The 13,078-nt window shown below is 61.6% G+C and carries 9 protein-coding genes; 1 reads left to right on the top strand and 8 read right to left on the bottom strand.

Annotated features, from left to right (window positions below; translation table 11 throughout):
- Window positions 1-28: 28 nt before the first annotated feature.
- From J3A65_RS15375 to J3A65_RS15410, 8 genes are all read right to left on the bottom strand, one after another.
- Window positions 29-1,048 carry a sulfate/molybdate ABC transporter ATP-binding protein gene (locus J3A65_RS15375; RefSeq protein WP_209902075.1) on the bottom strand — a complete coding sequence of 340 codons (1,020 nt, stop codon included), beginning with the start codon at window positions 1,046-1,048 and terminating at the stop codon, window positions 29-31.
- Window positions 1,045-1,923, bottom strand: a complete 879-nt coding sequence (cysW, locus tag J3A65_RS15380) for a sulfate ABC transporter permease subunit CysW (protein ID WP_209902077.1) — start codon at window positions 1,921-1,923, stop codon at window positions 1,045-1,047. Before cysW ends, J3A65_RS15375 begins: the two co-directional genes overlap by 4 nt.
- Before the next feature lie 4 nt (window positions 1,924-1,927).
- A complete protein-coding gene (gene cysT / locus J3A65_RS15385) occupies window positions 1,928-2,752 on the bottom strand; it encodes a sulfate ABC transporter permease subunit CysT (RefSeq protein WP_062581975.1) in 825 nt (274 codons plus the stop codon).
- 261 nt (window positions 2,753-3,013) lie between these two features.
- Window positions 3,014-3,997, bottom strand: a complete 984-nt coding sequence (gene cysP / locus J3A65_RS15390) for a thiosulfate ABC transporter substrate-binding protein CysP (protein ID WP_209902079.1) — start codon at window positions 3,995-3,997, stop codon at window positions 3,014-3,016.
- A gap of 556 nt (window positions 3,998-4,553) precedes the next feature.
- Window positions 4,554-5,639, bottom strand: coding sequence for an enoyl-CoA hydratase/isomerase family protein (locus J3A65_RS15395; protein WP_245341559.1), 1,086 nt, complete (start codon window positions 5,637-5,639; stop codon window positions 4,554-4,556).
- 178 nt (window positions 5,640-5,817) lie between these two features.
- Complete coding sequence (locus J3A65_RS15400) at window positions 5,818-8,997, bottom strand: efflux RND transporter permease subunit (protein WP_184654486.1); 3,180 nt, start codon at window positions 8,995-8,997, stop codon at window positions 5,818-5,820.
- 25 nt (window positions 8,998-9,022) lie between these two features.
- A complete protein-coding gene (locus tag J3A65_RS15405; protein WP_209902082.1) occupies window positions 9,023-10,192 on the bottom strand; it encodes an efflux RND transporter periplasmic adaptor subunit in 1,170 nt (389 codons plus the stop codon).
- Window positions 10,193-10,241: 49 nt separating this feature from the next.
- Window positions 10,242-10,844, bottom strand: a complete 603-nt coding sequence (locus J3A65_RS15410) for a TetR family transcriptional regulator (protein ID WP_113167110.1) — start codon at window positions 10,842-10,844, stop codon at window positions 10,242-10,244.
- A 167-nt stretch (window positions 10,845-11,011) separates the two neighbouring features.
- Between J3A65_RS15410 and J3A65_RS15415 the strand changes: the two genes are divergently transcribed.
- The gene (locus J3A65_RS15415) at window positions 11,012-12,970 is read left to right on the top strand and encodes a PAS domain S-box protein (protein ID WP_348635218.1); all 1,959 of its coding nucleotides are present in this window, start codon (window positions 11,012-11,014) and stop codon (window positions 12,968-12,970) included.
- Window positions 12,971-13,078 lie beyond the last annotated feature (108 nt).

The raw sequence follows: 13,078 nt of genomic DNA on the forward strand, positions 1-13,078 counted from the left end.
GATGCCGACGTTTGGGACCCCACAACCTCTAAACCGCAAACACCTTCGCCCGCCGCAGCGTCACAAACCCGCCCTCGCCGGCTGAAACCTGGCGTTCCGGTTCCACGTCGAATTCCAGCTGTTTGCCGGTTTCCGTTACCGCCAGCACGCGGCGGCTGTCGGGGCGGTCGAGGACGCGGGAGATCGTTGCGGCGATGCCGGGTGCCTGCGCCGACCAGTCGAGATCGGCGGGGCGGGCGTAGAGCTCGGCCTTGCCGTCTGGTATCCCCAGTGCATCCACCGAAAGGCCGCCGGCATGGGCGCGGCCGTCGCGGACCTGGGCTGAGAGCACATTGGCGTCGCCCAGGAACTTCATCACGAAGGCCGATTGCGGATCGCGGCAGACTTGCTGCGGCGTGCCCTGCTGCACGATCTGGCCATCCTTCAGGATCACCACCCGGTCGGCGAGATCGAGTGCTTCCTCCTGGTCATGGGTGACGAAGATCGTGGTGATGCCGAGTTCGGAATGGATCTCGCGCAGCCAGCGGCGCAGGTCGTGCCGGACATTGGCATCGAGCGCGCCGAACGGTTCATCGAGCAGCAGCACCTTCGGATCGACCGACAGCGCCCGTGCAAGCGCCACGCGCTGCCGCTGGCCGCCGGAAATCTGCGCCGGGAAACGGTCGCCTAAACCATCCAGCCGCACCAGCCGCAACAGATCCGTGACGCGGGCATCGATCGCCGCCTTGTCGCGCTTCACCTTGGAAACCTTCATGCCGAAGGCGATGTTTTGCGCCACCGTCATATGCGGAAACAGCGCGTAATGCTGGAACACGAAGCCGACGCCGCGGTCGCGCACCGGAATGTCGGTCGCATCCTGATCGCCAAAATAGATGGCGCCGCCATCGGCATATTCGAGACCCGCCACCATGCGCAGAATGGTCGTCTTGCCGGAGCCGGAGGGGCCGAGCAGCGCCACCAGTTCGCCGCTTTCGATATCGAGCGACACGCCCTTCACGGCACGGAAGGTGTCGAAGGTTTTGACGACGTTTTCGAGACGGATCTTCATGCTGTTTTCTCTGACGGAATGGCGGTTTTGCGGACGCGGCCCGCACCCTGGCGCTCGAGCGCGACCTTGGCGATGATGGTAAGGACGGCGATCAACGCCAGAATGGAAGCCGACGCGAAGGCGCCCGCCGCCTGATAGTCGTGATAGAGCAGCTCGATATGCAAAGGCAGCGTATTGGTCTGGCCGCGGATATTGCCTGATACGACCGAGACGGCGCCGAATTCGCCCATCACGCGCGCATTGCAGAGAATGACGCCGTAGAGCAGCGCCCATTTGACGTTTGGCAGCGTCACCGAAAAGAAGGTGCGGAAGCCGGATGCACCAAGCGAAGTCGAGGCCTCCTCGAGATCGCGTCCCTGCGCCTGCATCAGCGGAATGAGTTCGCGGGCAACGAAGGGTGCGGTCACGAACATCGAGGCGATTATGATGCCGGGCACCGCAAACAGGATCTTGATCCCGTAGGCATCGAGAACAGGCCCGAACAGGCCCTGCAGGCCATAAACGAACAGATAGGCGACGCCGGCAACGATGGGCGAGACCGAAAACGGGATCTCGATCACCACCAGCAGAAAGCGACGGCCCCAGAAATCGAACTTGGTGATTGCCCAGGCGGCGGCGATGCCGAAGGCGGTGTTGACGGGAACGGCGATCAGCGCCGCCAGAACCGTGAGCATGATCGCGTGGAGGTTATCCGGATGAAGGATCGTGTCGCGATAGACAGCCCAGCCCTTCGAGAATGCCTCGACGCCGATGATGATCAGCGGCGCGACGATGACGAAGCCGACGAGCACCACCACGATGCCGATCAGCGTGCGGCGGAACAACGTGTTGTCGCCGACCCGCGGCGGTTTGCGATGGGAGGAAACAGCGCTCATGGTCTTATCCCTTCACCGTGTAACGCAGCGCCCGCGACTGCAGCCAGTTGGTAACGGCCAGCATCGTGAAGGCGGCGAGCAGCAGCACCGAGGCGATCGCGGCAGCCGCCTGGTAATCGTATTCCTCAAGCCGGATGAAGATCAGCAGCGCTGTGATCTCCGTCGACATCGGCTGGTTGCCGGCAATAAAGATGATCGCCCCGAATTCGCCAAGGCTGCGGGCAAACGACAGGGAAAGGCCGGCCAGCAGTGCCGGTGTCAGTAGCGGCAGGATGACCTTTGTAAAAATCGTCCAGTCGGAACCGCCGAGCGATTGCGCCGCTTCTTCGAGCGCCGGATCAAGATCTTCCAGCACCGGCTGCACCGTGCGCACGATAAACGGCAGCGAAGTGAAACACATGGCGATCATGATGCCGAGCGGCGTATAGGCAACCTTGATGCCGTAACCTTCCAGCACCGAACCGAACCAGCCATTGTTGGCAAACAGCGCCGTCAGCGCAATGCCGGCAACCGCCGTCGGCAGCGCGAATGGCAGATCGACCATGGCATCGATAATGCGCCGGCCCGGAAACCGGTAGCGGGTGATCACCCAGGCAAGCGATAGCCCGAAGAACAGGTTGAACACGGTGGCGCCCAGCGCCGACAGCACGGTCACCCGGTAGCTGGCAAGCGCCCGCGACGAGGAAACGATCCGCCAGTAGTCTTCAGGCCCCAGGCTCGCGGCCTTGATGACAAGCGCCGCCAGCGGCAGCACGACGATCAGGCCGACATAAAACAGGGTCACGCCCAGCGATAACGGCAAGCCAGGCAGGACATTGCGTCGTCTCAAATGATCAGTTCCTCGTTTTCAACTGCAACAAAGTCTTCAACAGCAAGAACCGGCGGACAAGTATCCACCGGTCTGGTTTCGCAGTTCTTTAGCGTCCCTCATTCCTGTGGCGGCCACGCAGGACCCGACGCGTGCCGGGGTGAAGGGTTTTTCAGCCTAAGGACTTAGGCTGGCTGGATTCCTGTGACAAGCACAGGAATGAGGGAGCGAAGGTGGCAGTCATTGCGAGACAACTCACCTCAGCCAAGCAACAACAGCCACTCAACGGCTGCCGTAGAGCTTGTCGAGCGTGCCGCCGGAGGCGAAGTGTTCGGATTGGATCTTGGACCAGCCGCCGAACACGTCGTCGACCTTGACGAGGCGGATTTCGGGGAACTGGCTCTTGAACTCGGCCGCGACCTTTTCGTTATGGACGCGGTGGCCGAATTCGGCGGCGATCTTCTGGCCTTCCTCGGTGTAGAGGAATTCCAGATAGGTCTTTGCCAGCGCTTCCGTGCCATGCTTCTTGGCGACCTTGTCGACGACTGCGACCGGGAATTCGGCAAGCAGCGAGACCGACGGAATGACGTTTTCGACCTTGTCCTTGCCGAACTGCTTTTCGATGCCGCGGGTTTCGGCCTCAAAGGTGATCAGCACGTCGCCCTGGCCGCGTTCGACGAAGGTTGTCGTGGCGGCGCGGCCACCGGTATCAAACACCGGCACGTTGTCGAAGATCTTCGTGATATAGGCTTCGATCTTTTCCTGGTCGTCCTTGAACTCTTCCTTCGCCCAGGCCGTTGCCGCGAGATAGGTGTAGCGGGCGTTGCCGGATGTTTTCGGGTTCGGGAAGATCGCGTGGACGTCGTCACGGGCGAGATCACCCCAGTCCTTGATATTCTTCGGATTGCCGGCGCGCACAAGGAAGGCCGGGAAGGAATAGAAGGGCGAGGCGTTGTTCGGAAACGTCTTGTTCCAGTCCGCGGCAACAAAACCCTGCTTTGCCAGGAAATCGACGTCGGTCGACTGGTTGAAGGTGACGACGTCAGCCTCGAGCCCCTCGACGATCGAGCGTGCCTGCTTGGACGTACCCGCATGCGACTGATCGATCGTGACGCCCGGATGCGCCTTCACGAAGGCCTCGTTCTCGGCCACGAACAGCTCGCGGGCGACGTCATAGGAAGCGTTGAGCAGTTTCTGCTCCTGCGCAAACGCCGGCTGCACGAAGAGGGCGGCAAGTGCCGTGCCGAGAATAAGAAGGCGGTTCATCAGTGTCTCCGGAATGGGAAGTTGAGGCGACACTACCGGGAGTATCGGTAGACCGCGAGGAACCGCCCTCTCCTGCAGGTGATACACGGAGAAATTTCATCCATTTATCGCAGCATTCGGCGATGGTTTTGCCGGAAGGCGCCAAAGCGCAGTGGATCGCCCCGATCCGGGGGCAAAGAGGATACGGCTGTTTTGGGCCGTGAGGACGAAACGGGCAGCATGTTTTTGTTAAGCCCCTGAAAGACAAGCGAAGAAAAATTCGTCGTAGCCTTTTTCATCCTCACGCCTGAAAGCCACGCGATAATGGCGTCGTCATCGGATGGGAAACCGTTTTCGCGAACCGGTCCCCGACGGTTCAGCGCTTCTGAGGACGAAGCTCGGTTTCCGGTGATGGTCGAACGACATGCGGTCTCTCGGGAACTGACATCTCCCGAAAATATCGCAGGAAACTCGATCGGGGCAGGCAGATCATCATCTCCCTCATACCCACGATACCGCTGCCTGCCCCACTCCCGTTTCAACCATGCCGGTTTCGCCGGTGTGGACGGTTTTGCTGCTACAACCGATGATCGGCAAACAGGACCGGGTGATCGGCTGCAAGATAAGGAGCAAGATCGGCTTCCGTCACCTCGGCAAGGCTTGCCGGTTGCCAGCGCGGATTGCGGTCCTTGTCGATCACGGCGGCCCGTACGCCCTCGTAGAAATCATGGTGTTTCAGCAGTTCGCAAGCGGCGGTAAATTCCCGCTCCAGGCATTCGACGAGGCTTGAACTGTCACGGCCGAGCCGCAACAGTTTCAGCGTCAGCTTGAGGCTGGTCGGCGAGCGTTTCGACAGAGTCTCGAGGGTTCGGGCGGCGAATTCTCCCGTCTCGCGGCTGAGCGCCGCGAGGATCTCCTCGACCGTATCATGCGCAAAGGTTCGGTCGATTACGTCACGGTTCTGCGCAAGCCTGCCACCTTCGGCGGACACGGTGAAACCATCGATCACGGCTTGGATTGCCTCAGCCTCTGAGCCTCCGGGAAGCTGTCCAAGTGCGGCGACGAGATCATCCAACTTCTCTGATGGCACGAACGAATCCGCCAACCTGGCATGGATCGCATCGGCACCGTCAACCACGTCACCGGTCAGCCCCATCCAGGTTCCCGCCTCGCCGAGCGCCCGGGGCAAAAGCCACGTCGCGCCCACATCCGGCACATAGCCGATCCCGGTTTCAGGCATGGCGAGTTTCGTGCGCTCGGTAACGATGCGGTGGCTGCCATGCGCCGAAATGCCGACACCGCCGCCCATCACAATCCCGTCCATCAGCGCCACATAGGGCTTCTCGTAGCGCGAGATGCGATAATTAAACGGCATCTCCTCCCGCCAGAACCGCGTCACCTCAGGGTCGGACGCCCGCCCTGCCTGATGAATGGCCCGGATATCACCCCCCGCACACAGACCACGCTCGCCCTCGCCCCTGATGATCACGCAGGAAATATCGGTATCGGCAGCGCAGCGGTCGAGTATCTCGTCCAGCGCCCGCACCATGGACAGGTTGAGGCTGTTCAGCGCCTTCGGCCGGTTGAGCGAGATCACCGCGGCAGACCCGCGGCGACTGAACAGCACCTCGGCTTCAGTTGCAGGTTGCACTGGATTGGCCATTGTGTCCTCCATCCTCTACCCCACCCACCCTCGTTCCTGTGCTTGTCACAGGAATCCAGCCGACACGCATCTGCGTGGCGAAAGAGGGTTTGCAGCCCCAAGGACTTGGGGCAGCTGGATCCCTGTGACAAGCACAGGGATGAGGGAGATTATGGCGCTGTCCCACCGGGAAAGCCCCTCACTCCGCCGCCATCGGCATATCATGCTTGTCCTCGAACAGCTCGCCCTGGTTGGCGGGCGTCTCGGACTTGTTCTCGTTCTTCGCCTTCGGCTCGCGGCCGAAGAAGAGGGAGTAGCCGGCAGGCAGCACGATGATGGTGAGGACGGTGGCGACGAGGATGCCGCCCATCATGGCATAGGCGAGCGGTCCCCAGAACAGGCCGCGCGAGATCGGGATCAGTGCCAGCACCGCCGTGAGCGCGGTCAGCATGATCGGCCGGAAACGCCTGACGGCGGCGCCTACGATCGCTTCCTGGCGATGCATACCCGCCGCGATATCCTGGTCGATCTGGTCGATCAGGATGATCGAGTTACGGATGATGATGCCGAGCAGCGCGATGACACCGAGGATGGCGACGAAGCCGAACGGTGCACCGGTGATCAGAAGCGCCATCGCAGCACCGATGATGCCGAGCGGACCGGTCGACAGAACCAGCATCGCCTTGCCGAAATGCTTGAGCTGCATCATCAGGAGCAGCATGATGACAAGCAGCATGATCGGGGCCTTTGCCGCGATCGAGGCCTGGCTTTCGGCCGCATCTTCGGCGCCGCCCTGGATGTCCACGGAATAGCCGGCCGGCAGGGCCGCGCGCAGGTCGGCCATCGAGTTATAGAGGTTTACCGAGGCCTGCGTCGGCTCGACGCCGTCAGGCAGGGTTGCCTTGACGGTAATCGTCGGCAGACGGTCGCGACGCCACTCGATACCCTGTTCGAGGACAGGCTCGACACGGGCCACCTGCGAAGCTGGCACAAAAGTGCCGAGATCGGTCGGAATATAGACTGACTGGACGGCGGCCAGCAGGTTGCGGGTGGCATCCGGCTCGCGCACCACGATCGATACGGTCTCCTCGCCATCGCGGAAGTCGCTGATCGGAGCGCCTGACGTTGCGGCCTGCAGCATCTGCCGAACCCGCTGCGACGAGACGCCGAGCGCACGCGCGCGGTCCTGATCGATGACGAGCTTCATGCCCGCGACCGGCTCCATCCAGTCGTCGTGAATGGCGCCGAAATCCGGTTGGCTTTCGTACCGCGCCTTGACCTGGTCGGCGATGCGGCGGACCTCCGCCTTGTCCGGGCCAACGACGCGCATCTGCACGGCCCAGCCCGTGGGCGGGCCGAGAAAGAGACGGTCGACCTTGCCGCGCACCGTCGGGAATTCTTCGGCAAGGATCTTGCGCAGCTTGACGATCATCCGCTCGCGTTCTTCGAGACCGTTCGACATGATCAGGAGCTGGGCGTAGTTCGGGTTGCGCAGCTGCTGGTCGAGCGGAAGGAAGAACCGCGGCGCACCCTCGCCGATATAGGTGGCGACAAAGCTCTTGTCGGGGTCGTCGAGGATCCGGTCTTCGAGCGCCTTGGCCTGACGTTCCACTTCCTTGATCGCGGTGCCCTCCGGCAGCCACATGTCGACCAGAATTTCCGGTCGCGATGACTGCGGGAAGAAGCTCTGCGGAATGAACTGAAACGACCAGAGACTTGCCGCAAACGCGCCGAGCGTGGCGATGAGCACGATCGCCTTGTGGCGCACGGACCAGCCAACCGCATGGCGCACGCTGCGATACATACGCGTGTCATAGGCATCGTGATGATCGCCGCTGCCCGCATGGCTGCGCTGCTTGAGGATCATGTAGCCGAGCCACGGGGTGAAATAGACGGCCACGAACCAGGATACGACGAGCGCGATGCCGACGACGTAGAACAGCGACCGTACGTATTCGCCGGCGGTCGAATCCGCGAAGCCGACCGGGATAAAGCCGGCGGTGGTGATCAGCGTCCCGGTCAGCATCGGGAAGGCGGTGGAGGAATAGGCAAAGCTTGCCGCATCGAGCCGCTCGAACCCCTCCTCCAGCTTTCTTTCCATCAACTCGACGACGATCATCGCATCGTCGACGAGCAGTCCAAGCGCGATGATCAGGGCGCCGAGCGAGATACGCTGCAGCTCGATGCCGAGATAGAACATGATGGCAAGCGTTGCCGACAGAACCAGCGGAATGGCGATCGCAATCACGATGCCCGAGCGCCAGCCGATCGAGATCAGCGACACGACCAGCACGATGACCAGCGCTTCGAGAAGCGCCTGCGTGAACTCGCCGACGGCTTCGGTGACGACCTCAGGCTGGTTGGAGATCTGCTCCACCTGAACGCCGACCGGCAGCGTCTCCTCGAAGCGCTTGTAGGTTTCCTCCACCGCATGACCGACGTCGGTCACCTTGTAACCGTTCGCCATCACCACGCCGAGCTGCACGCTGTCATGGCCGTTGAAGCGGAACTTGCGCTGATACGGGTCCTCGAGACCTTCCTTCACCGTGGCGATATCGCCAAGACGGAAGACCTGGTCGCCGGCGCGCAGCCGCAGCGCCTTGATATCATCTGGCGTGGTCACGCCACCCTCGACCGAGATCCGCACCGAACGGTCCGCGGTTTCCACCGAGCCGGACGCATCGACATCGTTCTGGCCGGCCAGCGCGGTGCTGATGTCATTGACGGTGAGGCCGCGCTCGGCAAGCGCCTGCGACGACACGTCGATGAAGATCTTCTGCGGCTGGTCGCCGAGGATCGTTGCCTTTTCGACGCCGGGCGTGGCCAGCAGCATGTCGCGGGCCTGGATGGCGTATTGCTTCAGCTCCGGATAGCTGTAGCCCTCGCCGGTAATGGCGTTGAGGGTGATATAGGTATCGCCGAACTCGTCGTTGAAATAGGGCCCGTAGATACCGGACGGGAGATCCTGGCGAATGTCGCCGATCTTCTTGCGCACCTGGTAGAAGGCATCTGCAACGTCCTGCGCATTCGTGTCGCCCTTCACCTGGATCGTGGTGATCGAGATGCCGGCGCGGGTGTAGGATTTGACCCAGTCGAGATGCGGGGTTTCCTGCAGCTTGCGCTCGATCTTGTTGACCACCTGGTTCTGCATGTCCTCGATCGAGGCACCCGGCCACTGGGCCTGCACGACCATGACGCGGAAGGTAAAGTCCGGATCTTCCTTCTGGCCCATGTTCATGATGCCAAGCGCACCCATGACGATGATGAGACCGAACAGAAAACGCGCGATGCTGGGATGGCCGATGGCCCATCGGGACAGGTTGAAACTGCCCTTTTCCTTCTGCTTTTCCAGCGGATTGGCCTGATGATCGGAACTCATGATCTTGATCCTCTAACCGGAAATATCAGGGCTGGACGGAAGCGGTGGACTGGCTCGACACCGAGCCGAAGCGTGTCGCGACCGTTTCCGGCAGCTTCACCTTCATATCGTCCTTCATGAACTGGGTGCCGGCCGAGACGATGAGATCTCCTTCGGCAAGACCTTCCGAGATGCGCACGCCGTCATCGGAAAAATCCGCCACCTTGACCGGACGCGACGCGACAATTCCCTTGCCGCGATCAACCACCCAGACGATCGGCTGGTCACCCTTCTTGGAAAGCGCTGCAAGCGGAATGGCAAAGGCCTTGACCGCGTTGCCGGCGACAGCCTCGATCGATGCGGTCATGCCGAGCAGGATCTTCGGGTCGGCCGGAAGGCTCACCCGCACCGCGAACGTGCGTGACTGGGCATCGGCGCTCTGCGCGACTTCACGCACCTTGCCGTCGATCACGAGATCGGCAGACGACCAGATCCGCGCCTTGACCCCGTCGCCCGGCTTGAACTGCGAGACATCCATTTCCGGAACCGCGATCTGGACTTCCTTCTCGCCATCGACGGCGACGGTGACGACGGAGGTGCCGGTGCTCACCACCTGGCCGCGATCGGCGCTGACGGCCGTGACGATACCGTCGCGGTCGGATTTGAGTTCGGAATAGGCAACCTGATTGCGGGCCTTTTCGAGCGCAGACTGCGCTGAATCCCGCTGTGCCAGGGCCTGCTCGCTGCTGAGCTGCGCCTGTTCCAGCTGCGATTTCGACGTGACGTCCTTGGCCGCCAGCGTTTCCGCGCGGCGAAGCGCCAGACCGGAAATCTCGACCTGCTTGGTGGCCGATGCGAGATCGGCTTCGGCGCTGCCGAGATCAAGCTTGTAATCGGTGGAATCGATCCGAGCGAGCACTTCGCCCGGCGTGACGCGGTCGCCTACATCGACAAGCCGCTCGGTGATCTTGCCCGCGACCCTGAAGCCGAGATTCATTTCGGTGCGGGCACGCACGGAACCGGAATAGACGAGCTTGCGGCCCTCATCCGGCGCACCGATCTGCGTCACCTTGACCGGCCGCACGATCTCCGGCGCCTCGGCCTTTTTCTCTTCGGAACATGCCGCGAGCGAAAGAAGCGCCGCAGCGACTGCAACGCCTTTCAAGGCGGAAGAAAAATGACGGGCTGCGACGAAAGACTTTCCTCGGAAAGACATGATCCCACTCCATAAGGCGGGTTACGGTGAGCGCGACAAGCGCAGGTTCTTATTTCAGCGCCCTGAGGGCGAAGTCGACGACATCGGCCGGCGTGGCGCGCCGGGTTTCAAACAGACATTCGGCAATGATCTGCGGGTGACACAGCGTAACCGTGCAGTCACAGAGGCATTCTGCGGCAAGCTCGGCGTCCTGAGCGCGGAACTCTCCCATTGCAATCCCCTCCTCTACGAGGCCTGCGACGATCGCTCGAAGCTGCATGATATGGTCTTCGATCACCGACCACTGTTCCTCGATCGCCACGACAACCATCTCGTGGACCTTGTTTTCGTGCAGCAGGGTCTCGACCGTGATGCGGTGCTGCTGAAGAAAATGGTCGCGCAACCGTTCACTGGCGCTGACGGCGCGTTTGGCATTCTCCCAGGCAACGGCTCGGCTCGCCTCGAGCATGCGGTTGGCAAGCGCCTTGTGGATCTCGGATTTCGACCCGAAGAACCGGTAGATATTGGCCGGTGACATGCCGAGATCCTTGGCGATGTCGGCCACTGTCGTCTTGGCGTAACCGTAATGCTTGAACAGTCGCTCGGCCGCTTCGAGGATGCGGACCACGTTTTCCTGGCGTGTATCCTCGGGAGTGCTGACGGGAACGTCCATAACGTAATAGCTTTCAATTAACGACTGACGAATTTCATTTTTCGTCACTATTCATCTTTAACCTCATTGTGTCAAGGCACTCGTATTTTTCTGCAATGCAAGGCATGGTGGACCCACTGGCGCCTCGAGACGTAAGCTCGGGGTACATCGCATATTGAGTTTGGGCGGTGGGAAAGTTGAAGACCGTGCAGGAAGGCCATCAGGTATCCCCGTTTAACGAGGAGCGGTATCGGCTTCTGATTGATTCCATCACGGATTACGCGATCTACATGCTGGATCCGAAAGGCCACATCGCCAGCTGGAATCCGGGCGCCCGGCGCTTCAAGGGGTTCGAGGAATCCGAAATCCTCGGCCAGCATTTCTCCAGATTCTATACGGAAGAAGATCGGCTTGACCATCTGCCGGAACGCGCACTGAGGATTGCCGCGGCGGAAGGCCGGTTCGAGAACGAAGGCTGGAGGGTTCGCAAGGACGGCAGCCGTTTCTGGGCGCATGTCATCATCGATCCTATCCGCGACGGCGATGGCCAGCTCCTCGGCTTTGCCAAGGTCACCCGCGATCTCACCGAGCGCAGGAATGCCGAAGCAGACCTGAAACGCAGCGAGCGGCAGTTCGAGGTCCTGGTGCAAGGGGTCAGCGACTACGCGCTCTACATGCTCGATGGCAAGGGCAATGTCAGCAACTGGAACCACGGTGCCGAACGCATCAAGGGCTACAGCGCCGAGGAGATCGTCGGCGAGCATTTTTCGACCTTCTACACGGTGGACGACCGCGCCGCCGGCGAACCGACAAAAAATCTTGCAACGGCCCTGCGGGACGGCCGCTTCGAGGGCGAGGGTTGGCGCCACCGCAAGGACGGCACCCGTTTCTGGGCGCATGTGATCATTGACGCGATCCGCGACGAGACTGGAGAGCTGAAAGGGTTCGCCAAGATCACCCGCGACATCACGGAAAAGGTCGAGGCGCAGAAGGCGCTGACCGTCGCCCGTGAGGATCTGTTCCAGGCGCAGAAACTGGAAGCGATCGGCCAACTGACTGGCGGCATCGCCCATGACTTCAACAACCTGCTGATGGCGGTGCTGGGAAGCCTCGAAATCCTCAAGAAGAGATTGCCGGACGACCCGTCGCTGATGCCGCTTCTGCAAAACGCCATTCAGGGCGCCGAGCGCGGTGCAGCGCTGACGCAGCGCATGCTGGCCTTTTCGAGGCGGCAGGAACTCCACATGGCCCCGATCGGCGTTGCCGGTCTGATCGATGGCATGATGAATTTCTTCGAGCGTTCGCTGAGATCGGACCTCACAATCAGAACCGACATTCCCGACAGCCTGCCCCCGGTTCTAAGTGACGCGGTGCAGCTCGAGAGCGCGCTTCTGAACCTCGTCGTCAATGCCCGTGACGCGATGACAACAGGCGGAACCGTGACGATCACCGCCATTGATGTGCACTTCGCGCAAGGCGACGACAAGCTCCAGCCGGGTCACTACGTCAAGATCAGCGTTTCCGATACGGGCGAAGGCATGGATCCGGAAACGCTTGCCCGCGCCACCACACCGTTCTTCACCACCAAGGGCGTCGGCAAGGGAACGGGGCTCGGCCTGCCCATGGTGCAGGGCCTGACCGAGCAGTCGGGCGGCCGGCTTTCGATCGACAGCGAAGAGGGCAAGGGAACCACGGTTTCCCTGTTTCTTCCCGTTGCCCGTCTTGAAGACTGCCCGGAGGAGAAGAAGCCCGCCTCGGATCTCCCTGCGGCGCGACCGAAGGAGAGGCTGACGGTGCTCGCCGTCGACGACGACGCGCTGGTGCTGATGAACACATCCCTGATGCTGGAGGATCTCGGCCACACGGTGATCGAGGCCCATAACGGCCGCGAGGCGCTGGATGCGCTAGCCCGCACGGATACGATCGATCTCGTCGTCACGGACCATTCCATGCCGGGAATGACCGGAAGCGAACTCGCGTCGGAGATCAACCGCCAGTGGCCGGGCCTGCCGGTGGTGCTGGCCACCGGCTATGCCGAACTGCCGCCCGGCGAGGACGACCGCCTGCAACTGCCGCGATTGCCGAAGCCGTTCTCCCAGAACCAGCTGGCGGACGTGATCGCCACCATGCTCGGAAGCGCGAGCTGAACCAACGGCTGTGCGCCGCGTTGTATCTCCTGATGATCCGCAGGTGCCGCGCGAGGGTCGTTTCGCCCTCATCTCCTGCTGGACGCGACGACATCAGGGAGAATGTCA

It is taken from the genome of Rhizobium sp. PvP014 (assembly GCF_017876855.1).
GTDB classification, from domain to species: Bacteria; Pseudomonadota; Alphaproteobacteria; order Rhizobiales; family Rhizobiaceae; genus Neorhizobium; species Neorhizobium soli.